Annotated in this window: 14 protein-coding genes; 2 read left to right on the forward strand and 12 right to left on the reverse strand. The window is 55.0% G+C overall.

Translation table 11 applies throughout. The annotated features are described in order from the left end of the window. Positions 1 to 205: 205 nt before the first annotated feature. Complete coding sequence (locus Pla52o_RS20930) at positions 206 to 1,996, reverse strand: PLP-dependent transferase (RefSeq protein ID WP_197169403.1); 1,791 nt, start codon at positions 1,994 to 1,996, stop codon at positions 206 to 208. Positions 1,997 to 2,225: 229 nt separating this feature from the next. Between Pla52o_RS20930 and Pla52o_RS20935 the strand changes: the two genes are divergently transcribed. Next, positions 2,226 to 4,052 carry a 5'-nucleotidase C-terminal domain-containing protein gene (locus Pla52o_RS20935; RefSeq protein ID WP_146596569.1) on the forward strand — a complete coding sequence of 609 codons (1,827 nt, stop codon included), beginning with the start codon at positions 2,226 to 2,228 and terminating at the stop codon, positions 4,050 to 4,052. Positions 4,053 to 4,306: 254 nt separating this feature from the next. On the opposite strand, the gene Pla52o_RS20940 is transcribed toward Pla52o_RS20935, so the two are convergent. The 3 genes from Pla52o_RS20940 to Pla52o_RS20950 form a co-directional block, all read right to left on the reverse strand. Next, the gene (locus Pla52o_RS20940; protein ID WP_231612525.1) at positions 4,307 to 5,353 is read right to left on the reverse strand and encodes a DUF1559 domain-containing protein; all 1,047 of its coding nucleotides are present in this window, start codon (positions 5,351 to 5,353) and stop codon (positions 4,307 to 4,309) included. A gap of 1,058 nt (positions 5,354 to 6,411) precedes the next feature. Beyond that, entirely contained in the window at positions 6,412 to 6,867 is a 456-nt protein-coding gene (locus Pla52o_RS20945) for a carboxypeptidase-like regulatory domain-containing protein (RefSeq protein ID WP_146596570.1), read from the reverse strand. A gap of 119 nt (positions 6,868 to 6,986) precedes the next feature. After that, positions 6,987 to 8,036: a DUF1559 domain-containing protein gene (locus tag Pla52o_RS20950; RefSeq protein ID WP_146596571.1), complete on the reverse strand. Its 1,050-nt coding sequence runs from the start codon at positions 8,034 to 8,036 to the stop codon at positions 6,987 to 6,989. A gap of 653 nt (positions 8,037 to 8,689) precedes the next feature. Between Pla52o_RS20950 and Pla52o_RS20955 the strand changes: the two genes are divergently transcribed. Beyond that, positions 8,690 to 8,869: a hypothetical protein gene (locus Pla52o_RS20955; RefSeq protein WP_146596572.1), complete on the forward strand. Its 180-nt coding sequence runs from the start codon at positions 8,690 to 8,692 to the stop codon at positions 8,867 to 8,869. 91 nt (positions 8,870 to 8,960) lie between these two features. On the opposite strand, the gene Pla52o_RS20960 is transcribed toward Pla52o_RS20955, so the two are convergent. The 8 genes from Pla52o_RS20960 to Pla52o_RS20995 form a co-directional block, all read right to left on the reverse strand. Then, positions 8,961 to 9,779 carry a 3-keto-disaccharide hydrolase gene (locus tag Pla52o_RS20960; protein ID WP_197169404.1) on the reverse strand — a complete coding sequence of 273 codons (819 nt, stop codon included), beginning with the start codon at positions 9,777 to 9,779 and terminating at the stop codon, positions 8,961 to 8,963. A 390-nt stretch (positions 9,780 to 10,169) separates the two neighbouring features. Then, positions 10,170 to 11,585 (reverse strand): hypothetical protein, encoded by a 1,416-nt coding sequence (locus Pla52o_RS20965; protein WP_231612526.1) that lies wholly within the window; start codon positions 11,583 to 11,585, stop codon positions 10,170 to 10,172. Between the two features lie 364 nt (positions 11,586 to 11,949). Further along, positions 11,950 to 12,405 (reverse strand): carboxypeptidase-like regulatory domain-containing protein, encoded by a 456-nt coding sequence (locus Pla52o_RS20970; protein ID WP_146596570.1) that lies wholly within the window; start codon positions 12,403 to 12,405, stop codon positions 11,950 to 11,952. A 120-nt stretch (positions 12,406 to 12,525) separates the two neighbouring features. Beyond that, on the reverse strand, positions 12,526 to 13,560 hold the full coding sequence (locus Pla52o_RS20975; protein ID WP_146596575.1) for a DUF1559 domain-containing protein: 1,035 nt from the start codon (positions 13,558 to 13,560) through the stop codon (positions 12,526 to 12,528). A 613-nt stretch (positions 13,561 to 14,173) separates the two neighbouring features. Then, positions 14,174 to 15,229, reverse strand: coding sequence for a DUF1559 domain-containing protein (locus Pla52o_RS20980; RefSeq protein WP_231612527.1), 1,056 nt, complete (start codon positions 15,227 to 15,229; stop codon positions 14,174 to 14,176). Between the two features lie 694 nt (positions 15,230 to 15,923). Further along, the gene (locus Pla52o_RS20985) at positions 15,924 to 16,976 is read right to left on the reverse strand and encodes a DUF1559 domain-containing protein (protein ID WP_146596576.1); all 1,053 of its coding nucleotides are present in this window, start codon (positions 16,974 to 16,976) and stop codon (positions 15,924 to 15,926) included. Between the two features lie 714 nt (positions 16,977 to 17,690). Next, positions 17,691 to 18,143: a DUF4198 domain-containing protein gene (locus Pla52o_RS20990; RefSeq protein ID WP_146596577.1), complete on the reverse strand. Its 453-nt coding sequence runs from the start codon at positions 18,141 to 18,143 to the stop codon at positions 17,691 to 17,693. A gap of 76 nt (positions 18,144 to 18,219) precedes the next feature. Then, complete coding sequence (locus tag Pla52o_RS20995) at positions 18,220 to 19,203, reverse strand: DUF1559 domain-containing protein (protein ID WP_146596578.1); 984 nt, start codon at positions 19,201 to 19,203, stop codon at positions 18,220 to 18,222. Positions 19,204 to 20,051: the final 848 nt, after the last annotated feature.

Below are 20,051 nucleotides of genomic sequence, written 5' to 3' on the forward strand. Positions count from 1 at the left end.
GAGAGCCAAGTCAGTGCGGCGAAACCGGATGGCCAAGTACCGCGAAAGGTTTATCCTACCCCCTCTGTAACGGGAGTGTTGTATACAATGTACAGTAGGGTAGGGGGGGATTGCAACTTTTTTCCGAGAAACGAACGAACGTTCCCCGAGAAACGAACGGAAATGAAGCTGGGACGACACACCCTGCGAGCGTTGTCGCGACGGATTAACCGAGATGCTCGGCCATCGAGGCCTTGGATTCGATGTACCGGCGGTGGGTGCCCAGATAGCAATCGTGAACTAATTGGTCGATCTCCGCTGGCGATAAAAACAGGGCCGTGAATCCGGGAACGTGCGGCTCGATGGCCAACTTCGCCGCTTGGATGAAATGAGCGATCAAGTCCTTGGGATCCTCGTTGCCGATCGCCATTCGCATCGTCGTGGGGCCAATCCCGCTGGCGGCCAACGCCGCTTCGTCCAATTCCGAATGGGTCGTCAGGGCAGGGCAGCTGACGATCGTGTTGGATTGGCCCAGGCTGATCATGTGGGCAAACATCGGTTCGAGCGAATCAAAGAAACGCTGGAAAACCTCTGCCGGAACCCCCTCGACATCGATTGTAAACAGGGGAGCGGGTAGGCCGATAAAGGACAGTTTTTCTCGAAGCGGCGAATTTTCGTCGTCCGTCAACGCATTGCAGTGGACGATGATATGGGGATGGGCGTCAAAGAAACGGGCCAGAATCTCGGTGTTAATGCATTTGTTCAGCATGCGAACGCCCAGCGTTCGCATGCCTTGGATCACTTCGAAAGCGGTGTCAGCATTCAGGAACGCGCCTTTCACATAATAGACGTTCCAAAACATCGTCTCATTCCAGGCCACGCCATCTGCGGTCTCGCCTTTGGGGATGAACATGTCATGGTTGCGGCCAATCACCACACCAGCAATCGTCGAACCCGCTCCCGATAGGTCCTTGGTATAGCTGTGGATCACGAAATCGGGGCGTTCGCGGGGGTCGACGCGCTGTAAAGGTTGCATCAGAAAGGGGGTGCCGACGGTGGCGTCGAGAATCACACGTAGTCCCGCGTCATGGGCTGCGCGACAGATCGCGGGGACGTCGAGCGTGTAGCCGTGCGGATTGCAGGGGGATTCGAGGTAAACGTAAGCGTTGCGGCCCGCAGCCAGACGATCGGCATACTTGGTCTTCGTTTGCTCCCAGCACTGTTGGAAGTCATCGGCGCCGTATCCAGAGAATGTTTCCACGCCGATACTCAGATTTGATGGTTTGGCGTACCAATCGTGAATCAATTGATGGGCGCCTCCGTAGATGTTGCGGCTGCTAATCAAAATATCGTCGCGGCCTAGAACATGCGAAAGGACGCTGTCGATAGCGGCCATCCCGCTGTTGAAATTCCAGGCAAAGTATTCGGTCGCGTACGGACCGGCTTCAATGTCGACGATAAAATTGGCCAGCGACACGGAGGTCGGGTTGAGTAGGCGCGAGTAGATTTCCAACAGCAGTTCTTTGCCCTTGAAAGCGTCTTCGATCCATTCGGCACAGGCGTAGATGTAGGTCGCGGTACGCGCGATTACAGGGGTCGCCGAAAAGACGGCGGTGACGTTATCAAAAATGGCGTACGGCCCCTTGGCCGTCTGAGTCGAGTCATCGAGCTGGAGCGATTGATAGCTGCGGCGAAAGGGAGATTGCAGCGAATCGAGCAGTTTGGCCGTTTGAAAAGAGAGGAACTTCTTAGCGTTGAAATATGCGATCCGGTCCGAGCGATCGAGATTGTGAATCGACTGCTGTGTCAATCGCCACAGGGCGTCCATATCGGCGCCGGCTTCATACAAACGCCCGGCAAGGCTAGCCAGCGTACGTCCGTGCTGCGTGGCGGGGTCGATTCCGAAATGCACGAGTTGCTCGGTTACCAGTTCATCGACGGTTTCGGCGCTTGTCGTATTGCGCCGCGGAGAAAGGTTCCGCATCGCCGCTAGCGATGGGGTGTTCGTTTCGGACATCGGTATCGCCCTGACGTAACAAAGAATGGAGGTGCTCGAACCTTCGAATTGTAACACAATCGCCGATCCACAGGCTGGAAATCAGACGTGTGAATCAAGGCTTCCCATCCGCGTCACACGAAGGATTAGAATCGAGGAAGGAAAATCAACGGCGATGCACTCGGCGTCCAAACGATTGCCGAATCGTTCCGTAGCCAGTTCGATCAAGTTTTAAGGGGAAAACGACACCATGCATTTGACCGCGATGCGACTTTTAATCGTGACCATGATCGGAACGTTGCTGATCAGTGGTACCACGCTGTGTGCGGAAACGCCCGTTGCCGAAGCGCCCGTCACCAAAGCGCCCGTCACCAAAGCGCCCGTCACCAAAACGCCCGTTGCCGAAGCCCATGGCGGCGAAGCACGGACCCGCGAAGCAAAGGTGGTCGGCCCTCGTGATTTGCAATTGAGCTACGTGTCGGATGTTGACGGTACCACTCAACCCTATCGCGTGTTTCTGCCGTCATCCTACGATGGCACGACGCCGCTGCCGATGCTTGTTGCACTGCACGGAACCGGAGGTAGCCAAGACACCTACGCAACCACATACCATGACGGAATCTATGTTCGCGAAGCGGACAAGCGTGGCATCGTCCTGGTTTGTCCGCATGGCCGGGGCACAACGGAGTATCGTGGCATCGGCGAGAACGATGTGTTGACGGTGATCGAAAAGGTGTGCCAAGACTTTGCGATCGATCGAGACCGGATTGTGTGTAGCGGACAATCGATGGGGGGCACCGGCACGACGTATTTGTGTTGTCGATATCCTGACTTGTTTGCCGCGGGGATTCCGCTCGCATCGACCTATGGTCACCTGTCACTCGTCGCGAATCTGATGCATGTCCCGATGCTGTACGTGCAAGGCGAAAAGGACTGGCCTGTGTATGCGAAGAATGGGCCGATTCCGATTACTCGCCGGCTAAAAGAGTTGGGCTACAACGGGCGGTTGTGGATGGTGCCTGGTGCGAAGCACAACACGATGGACATCACGACGGCCGAGGTGCTCGATTGGGCGCTCGCACAGAAACGCGTGACGCATCCCCGCCGTGTGTTGTTTCGTGCCTACTTGCCGTTTCAAGGTCGTGCTTATTGGACCGAGATCGTCGAGATTCGTGAGCCAGGACTCTACGCTGAGATCGATGCAACGATTCAAGGCGACAACACGATTGCGGTCTCGCTAAAAAATGCAAACCGCGTGACACTGCGGCCTGATCCTGAGCTGTTGGATTTGGCAAAACCGATTCAGGTCGTTGTCGATGGCAAGTCGTCATTCACAGGGAGCTGTGCGGCCGATCAACAGATTCAACTCGCTTGGGACGGTGCACAATGGAGGGGCAGTGTTGCCGAGCGACAATTGACGCCCTACACCGCCTATCGTACGCATGTCATTGGCGTTGTCGCGGAACCTCCTTCGCAACCGTTGCGCTGGGACACCTCAGGGGCAAACCAAGTCGCGGTCCGTCAATCACGAACGTTTCCCGCGGAAACCACGATGGGAAGTTGGATGGCCGATGCGATGCGCTCGGCGACCGGTGCCGATGTCGCTGTTTACAACCGACGTTACTATCGTGGCGTGCCGTTGGAAAAGGACCAGCAACTGTTTGCGGTTGATTTGTTCAATTGGCTGCGACCCACCAACAGCAATCTGGGCACCTTTGAAGTTACCGGAAAGGACCTGCTTGAGATCATTGAAGACAACATTCGCGACGCCGAAGGCGAAGATGAATTCTTGTTACAGGTCTCCGGTTGTCGCTATGCGTTTGACCGTAATCGAGCCAAGGGAGAGCGAATCGTGTCGAGCGATATCGATTCCGAACGTCGCTACACGGTGGTGTGTGAAACGCACATGCTCGCTCGTGGCGACACCTGTTTTTTGGCCGGGCACACTGAAAAACTGCAATATACCGACACCGATATCTCGAATGTTTCAGCGGCTTGGCGCTACATTGTTGCAAAGGATGGTGTCGTCGAGGGCATGCGTGACGGCCGCGTTCGTGATCTCACGGGGAAACGCTAATCGATGCGTGCTGCGGAAGGGGGCGCGACTTGCCAACGGAAATGGCACCCGCACTGAGTCGTTTTCAAAGAATCGCAGAGCACCGCGGGGTTGCACTGTCATTATTTCAAAATGACCCAGCGTCTTCGAGATTCGTTGCTCTCATCACGATTTTGAACCGGAGCAAACAACAGCCAGAGCGAGGTGATGGCGTCGCTCCGGCTCGATTGAATGCGGTGGCTAGGATGGCGTTATCGCGTGATTGCGATCGGCAATTAGGGCAGTTCGACGGTCTCGCTGCCGTCCTTGGAACCTAACGCACCCCACACGCCGTAGGGCGACGGGCCTTGCAAAACGCTACCACTCGAAAGGTCGCCCGTGTCGATGGAATCGGTAATGAACGAGACCGATCCGTCACACTTCAATACCGTGATGCCACCGGGATGGTAGCTGCTAGCCGTCGCGTAACTGCGATGAGCAGGATCGGTAATAAGACCACAACTGGGGCCGTTGGGAGGTAAAATCGTGTTGATCGACGACCATCCGGTGAACCCCCAGGACCAAGCGATACCGGACGAGCCATACGTAGCAAGTCCGGTTTTATACAAGCCGTGGTCTCCGACGGTTGAAAGGCATGTAATTGGATTGTTCGCCGTCGGAGTAGAGCCAACCGAAGAATGGGTTTGGACCATTCCTCCTTTAACAATTCTGCCCCCCGGACCTTCGCCGATGCCGCGTTCGCCCATCGCAATCGTGTTGCTTAGGCCATCGAGGATTGCGGAAAAGTTGAACGCCTTCGATCTCGCAAAAGGACCACGAGTCGTCGCGTCGCCATAAAAGGGCGTCCAGTCGCCCGTGCTAAAGTTGTAACTAATGCGACCTCGGTCGGTGCTTTGTTTGCTGCTAGAGCGGGGGTCAGAAGGGCAGACAAAACCAGGGATTTGTGTGTACCAAGGCGCGTACCCAATACCACTTTCCGGGTATTTGTCGTAAGGATCGTAGGTGACTCCGTTGATCGTCGTGGTCGAGGTGATTTGATCATACAGCGCCTGTTGCTCGACGAATGGCAAGATCGCAATGGAACCACTGTGGTAGTTATGTCGATGGCTTCCAATGGACCAGAAGGGCAACGAGTCGTTGCTGTCGTGATAGTTGTGCAGTGCCAGCCCCAACTGTTTCATGTTGTTGCTGCACGACATTCGGCGGGCCGCTTCGCGGGCAGCCTGTACCGCCGGTAGGAGCAATCCGACCAGCACTCCGATGATGGCGATCACCACCAATAATTCAACGAGTGTAAAACCCATTTTTGACCGATGACTCATGATAACTCTCTCCAGACGGGTAGATAAGAAGACAAACGAGTGATGATGGGAGTCTGCAATTAAATAATCGCTGAGCAGTTCGTCGGAACGCTGACGAGCTGTAGGCGGTTTTTTCAGAGTGTGAGTGTTGAGAGACGTACTGCGCGGGAAGCGGTGTCGGGTGGGGGTGGCTTAGTTCCGGGCAAGGGGGTGGCGCAATATAGTGGGATTGAAATCAAGAAGCAACAAAAAGAGCTTCTGATTCACTGGGGGCTGGTGGTCGTAACCGCGAGGCTGCACGCAGGAATGCGCAGACGGGCACCATGGCTAAGCAGCGAGGCAGGAATGATCGGGTGAAATCCCATTAGCCGCTTGCGCGTTAGCCTCGGTTGAACGTGCGAACCGTGGCTAACGCCAAAACGGCTAATCTACCGAAAGACTCCTGCCGAGCTGCTTAGCGTTTAGCCAATCCAGAAGTGGGACATGCTTTGGTGCTGAGAGTCTTGTTTTCAGCACTGGTATCCCCGCTTTTCAGCCACTCTCACGTCAGCAGCGATTCAAAAAACACACTTGATTTGTGGAGGAAGCGAGATTGGTTCCCAACGCCATTCGCCAACGCGAGCATTCATCTGAAATCCGAGTTCTTAAACGCAAGGAGACCGGGGATGTTTTGCCTTGTAGGCTGTTTGCGACGTCTTGGCAATCAATGCTTGGGAAGCAAACAATTCGTCACGACGCATTTCAAAATTGCCGCATCGAATCGCAGGCTCGGTGGCCCTAGCGATGAGAATGATTAGGGATCAGGCAACGTTTTTGTATGGCAAAGCAGGCAGGTCACGGATTCAGAGTGCCAAAGATTGCATCCGAGATCGATTGCTCTCATCTCGATTTTGAACCGAGGCAAACCAGAGCCAGAGCGAGGTGACGTCGTTGCTCCGGCTCGAATGATTGCGCTGTTCAAGTCGGTGGTGAATGGCAGAAGGGACCATCGCTCGTCGAGGGAGGGTCGTTCGCAAGATTTAGCGCAAGCAAGATTTCACGCTACGTATCGTTCACATTCAAAACGCGATTGGGTTTGCTTAATCAGCTAGGTCGAACGTGAAATCGTTCTCTCCGCCCTCGGTCACGTCGGCGGTCAAGTCGGACGACTTTGCCGTTTTGTATTTGACCGGCAGCGATTCCTTGATGGAAATCGTGGGTTCCTTGCCATTCTTTTCCATGTAGGCGATCGATTCTTCGTGCGACAGGGCGCCCACGACTTCGGATTTCGAGATCAGGACTTTGTATTTCCCCGGCATTGCCCCATCGTTGGGTTGCAGTGTCGTCATCTCGAAGTGGCCGTTCTCGTCGGTAAAACCACTCGATGCACGTCCCGATCCATCGGGCGCAAATGTCACGGTCGCCCCGGCGACCGGTTGGCCTTGGTAATTCACCGTGCCTTTTGTCGGCACGACACCGTCGACGCTGGCAGGGCTGTTACAGCCAAGGAAAAAACTGGCTTGGGCAAGCACCAGCAAGCAAACTAAATTTCTCATTGAAAATCGAATCCTCAAATCACGTTTTTACACGGGGGTAAACGAGAGCCGGAGCGAGTTTGTATGATCGCTCCGGCTTTAAAAAATGGATGGTGTTATCGCGAGATTGCGATCGGCTATTAGGGCAGGCTGACGGTCTCGTTGCCGTCCTTGGAACCTAACGCACCCCAGATGCCGTAGGGCGATGGGCCTTGTGCAACGCTGCCACTCGAAAGGTCTCCGGTGTCGATCGAATCGGTAATGAACGAGACCGCTCCGTCACACTTCAGTGTCATGACTCCGCCGGGATGGTAGCTGCTAGGCGTCGCAAACATGCGGTGAGCTGTATCGCCGGTGTGGACGCAGCTGGGGCCGTTTGGAGGCAAAATCGTGTTGATCGAGGTGTAACCGGTGAACCCATACGACCAGGAGTTGCCCCCGGTGCCTCGCGCCGAGAACGTCGATTTGTACATGCCGTTGGTTCCCACGGTCGCCAGGCACGCGATCGGATTGTTTGCTGTCGGAGAGGCGCCAACCGAAGGGTGGGTTTGGATTGCTCCACCCTTGACTCTGCCTCCGAGGACAATCGCTCCATCGCCAATCGAGCGTTCGCCCATCGCGATCGTGTTGCTAAGTCCATCGAGGATTGCGGAAAAGTTGAATGCCTTCATTCGCGCAAAGGGACTGCGTGTGGACGTGTCGCTGTAGTAGGGGGTCCAATCGCCCAGGCTAAAACAGTAGTTATTACGGCCAAGGTCTCCGCTTTGGTTGTTGCTGGCTCGGGGATCCGAGGGACAGACAAAGCCAGGGATCTGAGTGTACCACGGCGTATAGCCACTACTGACTCCGTATTGGTCATAGGGCGGGTAGGTCACGCCGTTGATCGTGGTGGTCGAGGTGATTTGTTCGTACAACGCGTTCTGCTCAATAAATGGCAAGATCGCAATGAAACCACTGTAATGGGAATGCCTATGGCTTGCGTAAGACCAGAAGGGCAACGATCGGTAGGTGTCGTGGTAGTTATGTAGTGCCAACCCCAGCTGTTTCATGTTGTTGCTGCACGACATTCGCCGGGCCGCTTCACGGGCGGCTTGTACCGCCGGTAAGAGCAATCCGACCAAGACTCCGATGATGGCGATCACCACCAATAATTCAACGAGCGTAAAACCTTTTTCTGAACGACGACGCATAAAAACTTTCTCCAGAGAGGTAGCAAAAGAAACGAACAATGAGGGAAATTTGATATCGGATAATTACGGTGAAGCTCGTCAGAAAGCGGGGCAAGCAAGCGTTGAGTGAAACACTGAGCACCGCAGGGAGGACAAGGTTGGTTCGGTGTGTCTAAGTTGCAATGTTGTAGGACTGAAGTTGAGCAGCAGCGAAGGAGCTTAAGAACTCAAAGCAGCGAGCGGTGGTGGGTGTCTCGCTGCAATGGACGCCGCGGGTGGCGGTTCGCCAATCTCAAGAAAGGGGGTTTCTAGTGGCGATCAGGGCCTTGTCTTCAACAATGGAATCCAAGTATTTCGGTCATGTTCACGTCAGCAACGATTCGAAAATCAAACTCGATTCGTTGAGGAAGCAAGAACTGTTCCCAATTGCATGCGCAACGCGAGCGTTCATCCGATCGCTGATCATGTATCCTCGACCGAGGGGCGTCAAGGGCGGTTTGTATGCCACCATGGCTTATTTGCGGTGAGAAGGTTTGTGATCGATCGGCAAGGAATTCTTGCAAAATCGGACGATTCGTCACGATGCAATTTAAGATTGCCATAATGGATTGCAGGCTCGGTGCTCCCGGGCCACAACAATGCCTAGGAATCAGGCAGCTTGCTTGCGTAATAGGATGTTTCAGGAAGTCGAGTTGATGGACCAAGGGGCGCATCCGAAATCCATTGCTCGAATCGATCATTCCATGGGATCAAGCAAGAGCAAGAGCGAGGTGTCGCTCGGTTCGATTTGGATTGGCGCCTATTCCAGCACCGATGGGCTTGCCATCGGGATGGATTGGCTCATCAAGGGATGAGCTTTGAGATGGTTGTGTAGGCATAGGTCATGCCTACAGCGACTCCTGGCCGATGGGCCAGGAGTCAGCGATTGATAACGAAGCCTAGGGCTTATTTGGAAGCTGGCAATTCTTTGATTTCAATGTTGCGGTAACGCACTTCGGCGCCTTCAACTTGGAATAGGATTTTGCCTGATTTCAAAGGGATCCAATCTTCGCCGTTGCTATCCAATTCACGGATGTCGCTGCCGCGATTGTTGACCACTCCATTGACGATGTGAGTAAATTCATCGGAACCTCGGACGATGATTTCGACTGTGTTCCAGCCTTCTTTTTCCTCGGTGGTGCTTTTGACGATCCGAGTGACGCCCTTGCTTCCCTGAGTCAGGGGAACGCCTCCATCTTTCGCTTCCATGAATTGGGGGCTGGAGCCTTTGCGTTTGGGGTCGACCGTGGTGGTGACCTGGGTGCCATAGACGGTGAAAATATCGCCCGTGTCCTTTTCTTGGACCTGGCATTCTACGCCTCGTGGCCAAACCTTATTGGGGCCAACCATGTGGAAAATGACCCCCGAATCACGGACGACATTGGTTCGTGGAGCGAACTTCTTTTCTCCCCAACGGTATTCAAATCGAAGGTGGTAATGTGAGTATTCTTTTTGCGTCACAAAGTAACCAAACGGAGCCTCCGCTCCCTGTTCGGTATCCTTGTAAATATGAATCTCACCATTTTGGACCGAAACGATGTTTTGGGGGTCATCATTGAGTCGGTCTGGTCCATACCTTCCTAGAAAGGTGTCGAAGCCGTCGAGATTTTTGCCGTTGAATAGGGACGTCCACTCCGAGGACGACTTGGCCGTTTCGGCTTGAGCGACGGAAGCATTGACGACGGTCAACGCAGATAGGAAGAAACAGAGAGTTGCAATTTTCATGGAACGTGATTCCTTGGGTATCGTGAAATGCGAAGTTGTAAAGTACTGAAACGAGGAGGGAAGGCGACCGCGTAGGACGCCACAGGGTTGAGGGAGGGGATGGGGTGAGGGGGGACGATGGAGAATTGAGGGGGGACGATGGAGGCTCCGGCCCGCCACTCCACAGTCTCCGTTACGAGACGCAGAGCTGCATTGCCCACGCTCCACGGTCATTTAGGACCGTGGTGCGAACGGATGGAGGATCCGTTCGATGCCCGCCTGTGAACACACTAGCCGATGCGAGGGCAAGTATATACGTATATACGGAGCTGAGGATTACGGAGCTGAGGATTACGGAGCTGAGGATTACGGAGCTGAGGATTACGGAGCTGAGGATTACGGAGCTGAGGATTACGGAGCTGAGGATTCGGGGGTGGCCCACAGCAAGTTGAGTGATTCGATGGTTTGCTCGACCAACACTTGTCCGCCTTCGGGGCCGACCTCGTTGCTTTCCACGATCGCGCTGTAACCGCCTCCGCGTGCGGCTCGCTCGCTGGGCAGGTAAGTGCCGGAACCGGCCAATTGAATAACGAAGGTTTGCAGCGCAGGGCTCCGTGCTTTCATTTGGATTCCATAGTCGGTGTAGAGCTCGAAATCGTTTGTGGCGATGGCGATGTCGCCCAAGCGAATGGTGTGCAGTTCCATTTTGTAAGGCTTCGATTCGCCAGCCTGTTGGCGCTCAAATCGATCCACCGCTTCTTGGTGCCATAGCATGCGTCGTTTCTGTTTGGGATCGGTGGATAGATCGCTGACTTTCGCTTGCAGCGCAAAGGCTTCTTCTCGAGTGACAATGCGTTCGGGCAATTCGATCGTCTTTACTTTGTGAACCAGCGGCACATCGGCGTGCCGCTCTTGGCTGGCGCCGGCGTAGGCCTCTTCCCAGCCAGCGACAATGCGTTGGGACAGCTCTTCGAGCCGTGTCAGTCCACGCAGTTTTCGCATCCGTTCTTCCGCCGGCTTGCTGTACATCAAGTGAGGCGATTGGTCGCCTGCGGCGCCGGTCCAAGCGAGGACGTGTAGATCCTTGCCGTACTTCTCTCGCAACGCTTCACGAACCGGGTGCCAAAAGTCGGCATTGACCGCCATGCCCGACTCGACTTCTTGCGATGGACAGGCGACGTTGATCGCGGTGGCGATTAGGTTTTCTTGGTCATCCCAAAAACAAAGGACTTCAACTCCGTGGTCTTCGTAGCCTTCGATGCCGCGGAAGTTTGGATTGTTAGTGTTACCGTACATCGCCGCGGTTCCGTTGGCGTAGGTGGTACGCCGATTCTGAGCCACCACGGCGTGACCGAGTCCCCAGCCGACGTTGCCAGCGCGTCGCGTTTGCCATGCATTGACCGCGGCGTCCGCGACACGATCGGCCAAAAACTCGATGTATTCCTTCGGTTGCATAATGCCTTCGGTGGGCAATTCGTAAAGACCTTCTCGCGTGACGGGAGCGGTGTGCGTGTGGGTGGCATTCATTACCAACTTGCTGGCGTCAAAGTCGGGCAGTCGATCTTTGAGCCGTTGACGGACCTTCTCGGGAATCCCTTTGTTAATCAAGACCAAATCGCACGATACCATGATCGCTTGGTCGAGCACTTTGTCGCCCTCACGCGATTCCAGGGCGAGTGCGGTCGCCATCGCAGCGCTCTCGACCGTGCGGGCAATCCGTGTGGCAAATTGGCCTGAAATCGCAACGGGCTCATCGGGCGTGATGCTGATCGTCGCTCCGCCGATGTGCAGCTCGGATGCCGTCAGTGGACGTGCCGGCGAGGTCATAAGGACAACGGCACTAACGATGGCAAAGCAGGAGCACCATCGTGGTATACAGTGAGGCAAGGTGTTCTCTCCGAGGTAGGGAAGCGGTCCGATTCCGAACGCGTTGGATGCAGATGCAACCGCAGTCGATTAAGTGCAAGGCGGGATTCACAAGCGATGCGTTTGGACCCCTTGGTTTCTTTGAGGTCGAGACGCGTCGTGGTGAAGGGGTTAGGGACGCTCACTTGTCCAGTGAGGGGCGTGAACAGGACTTGGCAACGCTGGCGCAACGAGTGACGGTTTAACCGTAATTGATCCGGCGTTTGGAGCGCGAGCAAAAGCTCACGCTAAGTATAGTCCAAATTCAAACGGCGATTGGGTTTGCTTAATCAGCTAGGTCGAACGTGAAATCGTTCTCTCCGCCCTCGGTCACGTCGGCGGTCAAGTCGGACGACTTTGCCGTTTTGTATTTGACCGGCAGCGATTCCTTGATGGAAATCGTGGGTTCCTTGCCATTCTTTTCCATGTAGGCGATCGATTCTTCGTGCGACAGGGCGCCCACGACTTCGGATTTCGAGATCAGGACTTTGTATTTCCCCGGCATTGCCCCATCGTTGGGTTGCAGTGTCGTCATCTCGAAGTGGCCGTTCTCGTCGGTAAAACCACTCGATGCACGCCCCGATCCATCGGGCGCAAATGTCACGGTCGCTCCGGCGACCGGTTGGCCTTGGTAATTCACCGTACCTTTTGTCGGCACGACACCATCGACGCTGGCAGGGCTGTTACAGCCAAGGAAAAAGCTGGCTTGGGCAAGCACCAGCAAACAGACTAAATTTCTCATTGAAAATCAAATCCTCAAATCACGTTTTTAAACGGGGGTAAACGAGAGCCGGAGCGAGTTTGTGTGATCGCTCCGGCTTTAAAAAATGGATGGCGTTATGCTCGCGATTGCAATCGGAGATTAGGGCAGCTCGACGCTCTCGCTGCCTTCCTTGGAACCTAGGGCACCCCACACGCCGTAGGGCGACGGGCCCTGCAAAACGCTGGGACTCGAAAGGTCTCCGGTGTCGATCGAATCGGTAATGAACGAGACCGATCCGTCACACTTTAGTACCGTGATGCCGCCAGGATGGTAGCTGCTAGGCGTCGCAAGCATGCGGTGAGCTGAATCGGTGATGTGGGCACAACTGGGACCGTTTGGTGGCAAGATGGTGTTCATCGCCGTCCATCCGGTGAATCCATAGGACCAAGCGTTGCCTCCGGTGCCTCGGGCCGTGAACGTCGATTTGTACAGGCCATTGGGGCCCACTGTTGCTAGACAAGCGATTGGATTGTTCGCTGTCGGAGAGGAGGCAACCGAAGGGTGAGACACGACAAATCCACCTTTGACTTTCGATCCATCTCCGATACCGCGTTCGCCCATGGCAATCGTGTTGCTCAATCCATCGACGATCGCAGAAAAGTTGAAGGCTCTCATTCGCCCAAATGGACTGCGAGTGGCCGTGTCGCCGTAGAAGGGTGTCCAGTCGCCCAGGCTAAAGCAATAGCTGTTGCGGCCAAGGTCGGTGCTTTGTTTGCTGCTCGATCGGGGATCCGAAGGACAGACCAAACCAGGAATCTGTGCGTACCACGGTGTATAGCCACTACTGACCGGGTATCTGTCATAGGGCGGGTAGGTCGTTCCGTTGATCGTGGTGGTCGAGGTGATTTGATCATACAACGCCTGTTGCTCAACAAAAGGCAACAGCGCAATGAATCCACCGTAATGAGAGTTGTTGTGGCTTGCGTAAGCCCAGAAGGGCAACGAATCGTTGGTGTCGTGATAGTTGTGCAGCGCTAGGCCCAACTGCTTCATGTTATTGCTGCACGACATTCTGCGGGCCGCTTCACGGGCGGCTTGTACCGCTGGTAACAGCAATCCGACCAAGACTCCGATGATGGCGATCACCACCAATAATTCAACGAGCGTAAAACCCGTTCTCGAACGACGACTCATAATATCTTTCTCCAGACGAGGTAGCGAAAAGAAACGGACAATAATGGAATGCTGAGAATCGATTTAATGTGGTGAACATTGCCGGAAATTCGACAGTGTTTACCGCGATATTTTGAGAGGTAGAGAGGGGGAGTAAGAGCACAAGCAGGGATGGGATGCAAGAGCCTCTGCAGGGGTGCAAAATTGCAATGTAATGGTTCCAGTGCCAACATGCAACAAATTGTACACAATAATCATGTCGGTTTAGTGGAGGGCTGTGGTTCGCTATCGGGTATGTGGGGTAGCGAATGCTCCGTTAGTGAATCGCGGTCCTGTTCAACAGAAGGGGGGCGTGATGAGAGCGTTGTCTTCATCACTGAGATTCAAGTTCTTCCGTCGCGCTCACGTCGGCAGCGATTCGAGAACCACGCTCGATTTTTTGAGGAAGCAAGCGCGGTTCCTGAGGCCATGCGCCAGCGCGAGCACTCATCCGATCCCCATTCCTCAAATCTCGCTTTTGAAATGAGGGGAACAAGAGCCGCAGCGAGGTGGTGTGGTCACTCCGGCTGTAACGAAATTGATGGCCTGAGGTGGCGTTGTCACCCCATTGCAGTCGCGTGACCGCGATCAGCAATTACGGCAGCTCGACGGTCTCGCTGCCGTCCTTGGTGCCAAGCGCACCCCACACACCGTAGGGCGACGGGCCTTGTGCAACGCTGCCACTGGAAAGGTTGCCGGTGTCGATCGAATCGGTAATAAACGAGACCGATCCGTCACACTTCAATGCCATGACTCCGCCGGGATGGTAGCTGCTAGCCGTGGCGAACGAGCGGTTGCCCCAGTCGTTTGTGAGCCCACAACTGGGGCCGTTTGGAGGCAGGATCGTGTTGACCATGGTCTCTCCAACAAACCCATGCGACCATGCGATGCCTGCGGAGCTTTTGACCGAAAAAGTCGATTTGTACATGCCGTTTGCCCCCAGCGTTGCAAGGCAAGCAATCGGATTATTTGCATCCGGAGTGGCGCCAACCGAAGGGTGGGTTAAGGCAACTCCACCCTTGACCCTGCCTCCGCTGACCACCGTTCCGTCTCCCATGCCGCGTTCGGCCATCGCAATCGTGTTGCTCAATCCGTCGAGGATCGCGGAGAAGTTAAAGGCCTTCAGTCGCGCAAAAGGACCGCGAGTGTTACTGTCGCTCCAGAACGGTGTCCAGTCGCCTACGCTAAAGTTGTAGCTATTTCTACCTCGATCGGAGGCTTGCTTGTTGCCGGCTCTTGGGTCGGAGGGACAAACGAGTCCTGGGATCTGAGTGAAATACGGCGTATAGCCAGTCCTCGCGCTATCGGGATACAAGTCGTAGGGCTGGTAGGTTACCCCATTGATCGTGGTCGTCGTGGTGATTTGATCATACAACGCCTGTTGCTCAACAAAGGGCAAGATCGCGATGAAGCCACTGTAATGGGCATGGCCATGGCTGCCATGGGACCAGAAGGGCAACGAGTTGTTTGTGTCGTGATAATTGTGCAGCGCCAGCCCCAGTTGTTTCATGTTGTTGCTGCACGACATTCGTCGGGCCGCTTCGCGGGCAGCCTGTACCGCCGGTAAGAGCAACCCCACAAGCACTCCGATGATGGCGATCACAACTAACAATTCAACGAGGGTAAAACCCATTTTTGAACGACGACTCATGAGAACTTTCTCCGGGCTGGGTAGCAAAAGAAATGAACATATGGAAAGCGGATGGTGGATTGACGGCGGTGAAGTTCGTCGAAGCGTCGACGATGTTCCCGCGGTCTTCTGAAGGTTTGTGGGGGGTAGGTGGAGGGCGTCCAGGAGGCTGGCGGGTTAGTTCTCTCTGGGGGGGCGAGGTTGCAGTGTAGTGGCTCCGATTCCGAGATGCAACGAATTGCGATCAATAATCCTTCTGACCTAACGGAGGGTCGTGTACCGCTCTCGTTTTTCTTGGGGTGCAGGTGTTCCGCTAGCGGATCGCAAACCCGATTGAAAGAAAGGGGGGCCGGTGGTGGTGGTGATTAGAGTCCTGTCTTCATCACTGAAGTCCAGGCTTTTGGGGCACGTTCGCGCTAGCGAAGAGACGAACGCCCAGTAGAGAGACGAACGCCCAGTAGAGAGTCGGGCGCCCAGTAGAGAGTCGAAGACCCAAGGAGAGTCAAAAGCCCAGCGAGAGTCGTTGGGGAAGCAAGAGCGATTCGTCGCGGTCGGCGCTAACGCGAGCGCTTATCCGGGGTCGTTGCTCGACTCGCTGTTTTGAAGGGGGAAAAGAAAAGCCGGAGCGAGGTGTGAGGTCGCTCCGGCTTCAATGAAAATGGGGGGGCCAAGGTGGCGCTATCGCGCACCGGCAATGGGGGATCGCGATCGGCGATTACGGAAGGGTCACGACCTCGCTGCCGTCCTTGGAACCTAAAGCACCCCAAATGCCGTAGGGCGACGGGCCTTGTGCAACGCTGGGGCTTGATAGGTCTCCGGTGTCGATCGAATCGGTGATGAAAGTAACCGATCCGTCACACTTCAAAGCCATGACTCCGCCGGGATGGTAGCTGCTAGCCGTCGTAAGTATACGCATGCCAAAATCGCTTTCGCGGTTACAACTTGGGCCGTTTGGAGGCAAGATGGTGTTGATCGAGGTCACCCCGGTGCTCCCATTTCTCCAAGCGATGCCGCCTGGGCCTCGGGTCTGGAAAGTCGTTTTGTACATGCCGCTTGTGCCTACCGTTGCGAGGCAGGTAATCGGATTGTTCGCTGTGGGAGAGGAGCCAACGGACGTGTGAGATACGACAAACCTACCTTTAATCCTGCCTCCTGAGATCGTCGACGTCGAGTCTCCGATACCGCGTTCGCCCATGGCAATCGTGTTGCTCAGTCCGTCGAGGATCGCGGAAAAGTTAAAGGCCTTCCTTCTCGCAAAAGGACCGCGAGTGGATGTATCGTGGCGGTCGGGTGTCCAGTCGCCCAGGCTAAAGCAATAGCTGTTGCGGCCCTGGTCTGCGCCTTGGTTGTTGCCGCTTCCTGGATCGGAGGGACAGACATAACCAGGGATGTGCGTGTACCACGGCGTATAGTCAGAATCAAAGGTGTATATGCCATAGGGCGGGTAAGTCACCCCATTGATCGTGGTGGCCGAGGTGATCTGGTCATACAACGCCTGTTGCTCAATGAAGGGCAAGATCGCGATGAAACTGCTGTAAACGATATTGTCAGGACTTTGGTAAGACCAGAAAGGCAACGAGTTATGGGTGTCGTGATAATTATGCAGCGCTAGGCCCAACTGCTTCATGTTGTTGCTGCACGACATTCTGCGGGCCGCTTCGCGGGCGGCTTGTACCGCTGGTAACAGCAAACCGACCAGCACTCCGATGATGGCGATCACCACCAATAATTCAACGAGCGTAAAACCCGTTTTTGAACGATGACTCATGAGATCTTTCTCCTAATAAGAAACAGCAAGAAGCAAATGCCTATCGATACCGTCGAAAAATGCGAAGGCATTCAGCGTTTGATTGAGATCGCGAGCGCGGAAGAGGGCACTCGTCTTGGCGGGGCTGGTCTGGGGTGGGGTGGGGTATTAGTTCTGTGTACTTAGGGGCCAGTGTAGTAAATGTCGATTGAGGATCAAGAAGTAATAAAGTACCGCACCGTGCTCGGTGTCTAATGGTGCTTATCGTCACGCTAGCGGTGATCGGTGCTGCTGTATAGTACCGCTAAGCGGCGAGCGGAATCGCGGCGAACGGTGCGGCGAACGGTGCCACCCATAGGACGAACGAGCTAACCAACCGGCAAACGGTGCCAACTCGAGGGGCGAACGGTGCCACCCATCAAAAAAAGGGGCGAACGGTGCCACCCACCAAGGGGCTTCACCAAGGGGCTTCACCAAGGGGCTTCACCAAGGGGCTGCCTGGCGGCTAACTACTTTGGTGAGGACACGATGTTTGAGGCGTCGTTCAATTTGAGAGGAGCCCTGGCATGCTTCGCTCTGAGCGCGATGACGGAGCGATGCGTCAATCAGCCGGTAAACGCAATCAGCCGAAGAACGCTAACGTCCGGTAGTGGTTAACCGTGAGCCAGTGTTCTTCGGCTGATCAAACCGAAAATGGAGTGCTTATCCCCAAGCGGATCTGCCGAGCAGATGCGATTACTTGAGCTTCAAATCGAAGCTCAAGTTGTCGGCGCCGTCCGCGGCAATCGTAACCGTTTCGGGGGAAGTGCTTGGGTCAGTATAGCGCTGCGGGATTTGGTTGACCGCACCGGAATCGGCCGGCGTCTGGCCCTCCGGGATCGGAGAACCATCGGGCAGTGTCCACCGTTCAAACAGCGCAGTGTATTGTCCCACTGGCGCTCCGCTCTCGGTCTCAGACACCTTGAGCGTGAACTTACCCTCGGCATCGCTTTTGCCATACGGAAAGTGCTGCTTGCCCTCACCGGATTGCCGCAGCAAGGTCACGGTGATGCCCTCGGTCGGCTTACCTGCGACCGTGACGGTTCCCGAAACAGGCACCAATTCAACATCGGTACCTCTACTGCATCCCGTCAAAGCGACGGTGAACGCCGCCAGCGCGAGGGAGCTTAAACAGAAAAACTTTGACATGAAAAATCGATGGAGGGTAGTTGAGTGAGAGGGGAAATGAATCGCCAACGAGAGCGGCGGTGTTGGAAGGATGAGCTCAATACTCCGGAATGACCTGGCCATCGGAGATGTAGGTCAGCCGTTGTAGCGTGGTTAGATCGATCGAATCGGTTAGAAAGTGAACCGAACCATCGCCAAAGGTAAACTGCGCGCCTCCGGTGTGCAGGCTGCCCGACGTCATGTACGTCCCCAGTCGGTAGGGAACCAGCGGATTGGTTGAGTATCTTCGGTAATTGATCCCGTATGTGTAGGCCGGATCCACTCCGTTGCCGACCCACTTGGCATAGCCCCAGGTTGGTGCCACGCCATCCCAGACGTTTCGAATCGTCTCGGCAATCGCGATCGAATTGCTGGTGCCGTCCAAGACGTCTCGCATTCGTGACTGATCATCCATCCCGAACATGCGGCGGGTTGACTGAGTCGTGCCGCTCCAGACGTTACTGATGGAACTGAGTCTCGTCGCACTGAAATCGTAATTGGTGTAGGCACCTTGCAGCGTCGTTGCGCTCGAAATGCGGTACGCGTCGTGGGTCGAGGTGGAATTAGTGGGGTTGGGGTCTGACGGGCAGAGGAAAGCGGGCACGACGGTGCTGACGACAACGTCGTTTGCATTGCCCGCCGCACCAGGCTGAGGGCCACTAATGGTATTACCAGCACCGCCATAGGTGCAGCCGCTCGCCGCCAGACTGAAGTCAAATGCATCGTAGAGCGCAGCCTGTTCGATGAATGGCAACAGCATCGTCCAACCGCGATGATTGCGAGCTTTTAGCGGACCTGGGACAGCCGTTCCCGATGCCATCGAGCCAGAAGCGGACACTGACGGCGGAAACTTTTGGTGCGTGTCGTGGTAGTTATGTAACGCCAACCCCAGTTGTTTCATGTTGTTGCTGCATGACATTCGGCGGGCCGCTTCACGGGCGGCCTGTACCGCCGGCAAGAGCAATCCGACCAGCACTCCGATGATGGCGATCACCACCAATAATTCAACGAGTGTAAAGCCTTTTTCTGAACGACGGCGCATGAAAACTTTCTCCAGGATAGGTAGCAAAAAAATGAACAATGAGGGAAATCTAATATCGAATATCTACGGTGAAGCTCGTCACAAAGCTGAAACAGCAAGCGTTCTGAGAAACACTGAACATCGAAGGGCGAACGCGGTGCGTTCGGTCTGTCGTTGGTTGCAATTGAGTGGGGTGAAATTCGAGAAGTAGCAAGCGATCTTTTGAATCACAAGGAGCTAGCGACGGTGTGTGTCTCGCTGCAATGGAGGCGTGCGGGACGGGTTCTCGTTTATGGCTGTGGTCCAATCCCAAGGAGGGAGACTTTCAGCGGTGATGAGCACCTTGTCTTCAGCACTTAGCGTCCAAGGTTTTCTGTCACGTTCACGTCGACAGTGATTCGAGAACCAAGCTGAAGTCGTTCAGAAAGCAAGAACTGTTCCCAATCGCATGCGCAACGCGAGCACTTATCTCGAATCTCATGCTGTGTTTCGAACGCGAGCCGGTAAGGATGGGGTTTTGGCCGCTAGCGTTCGTTTGCGGTGGGTGGAGGTGCGATGGATCGGCAACGAATTTTTGCAAAATCGAGCGATTCATGACGATCCATTCCAAGGTTGCTGCAACGGATAGCAGTTGCGGTGCCCCCTAACAACGAGAATGCTTAGGAATTAGGCAGCTGACTAGCAGGGAACGACGTTTCAGAAAGTTGGTTTGATGGACCAACGAATGCAGCCGAAATCGATTGCGCGAATCCATTAATCAAGGGGACCAAGCAAACGCGAGAGCGAGGTCATGGCGTCGCTCCGGTTCGATTAAATTCGGTACCCATCTAGGGCACCGATGGCCGGTAAACACAATCAGCCGAAACAGG

It is taken from the genome of Novipirellula galeiformis (assembly GCF_007860095.1).
In the GTDB taxonomy this organism is placed as follows: domain Bacteria; phylum Planctomycetota; class Planctomycetia; order Pirellulales; family Pirellulaceae; genus Novipirellula; species Novipirellula galeiformis.

Excerpts from the sequence above, each read along its gene's own strand:
- Pla52o_RS20970 (WP_146596570.1), bottom strand. The coding sequence starts at position 12,405 with ATGAGAAATTTAGTCTGTTTGCTGGTGCTTGCCCAAGCCAGCTTTTTC.
- Pla52o_RS20960 (WP_197169404.1), bottom strand. The coding sequence starts at position 9,779 with ATGAAAATTGCAACTCTCTGTTTCTTCCTATCTGCGTTGACCGTCGTC.
- Pla52o_RS20990 (WP_146596577.1), bottom strand. The coding sequence starts at position 18,143 with ATGTCAAAGTTTTTCTGTTTAAGCTCCCTCGCGCTGGCGGCGTTCACC.
- Pla52o_RS20950 (WP_146596571.1), bottom strand. The coding sequence starts at position 8,036 with ATGCGTCGTCGTTCAGAAAAAGGTTTTACGCTCGTTGAATTATTGGTG.
- Pla52o_RS20980 (WP_231612527.1), bottom strand. The coding sequence starts at position 15,229 with ATGAGTCGTCGTTCAAAAATGGGTTTTACCCTCGTTGAATTGTTAGTT.
- Pla52o_RS20975 (WP_146596575.1), bottom strand. The coding sequence starts at position 13,560 with ATGAGTCGTCGTTCGAGAACGGGTTTTACGCTCGTTGAATTATTGGTG.
- Pla52o_RS20985 (WP_146596576.1), bottom strand. The coding sequence starts at position 16,976 with ATGAGTCATCGTTCAAAAACGGGTTTTACGCTCGTTGAATTATTGGTG.
- Pla52o_RS20955 (WP_146596572.1), top strand. The coding sequence starts at position 8,690 with ATGTTTCAGGAAGTCGAGTTGATGGACCAAGGGGCGCATCCGAAATCC.
- Pla52o_RS20995 (WP_146596578.1), bottom strand. The coding sequence starts at position 19,203 with ATGCGCCGTCGTTCAGAAAAAGGCTTTACACTCGTTGAATTATTGGTG.
- Pla52o_RS20965 (WP_231612526.1), bottom strand. The coding sequence starts at position 11,585 with ATGACCTCGCCGGCACGTCCACTGACGGCATCCGAGCTGCACATCGGC.
- Pla52o_RS20935 (WP_146596569.1), top strand. The coding sequence starts at position 2,226 with ATGCATTTGACCGCGATGCGACTTTTAATCGTGACCATGATCGGAACG.
- Pla52o_RS20945 (WP_146596570.1), bottom strand. The coding sequence starts at position 6,867 with ATGAGAAATTTAGTTTGCTTGCTGGTGCTTGCCCAAGCCAGTTTTTTC.
- Pla52o_RS20940 (WP_231612525.1), bottom strand. The coding sequence starts at position 5,353 with ATGAGTCATCGGTCAAAAATGGGTTTTACACTCGTTGAATTATTGGTG.
- Pla52o_RS20930 (WP_197169403.1), bottom strand. The coding sequence starts at position 1,996 with ATGTCCGAAACGAACACCCCATCGCTAGCGGCGATGCGGAACCTTTCT.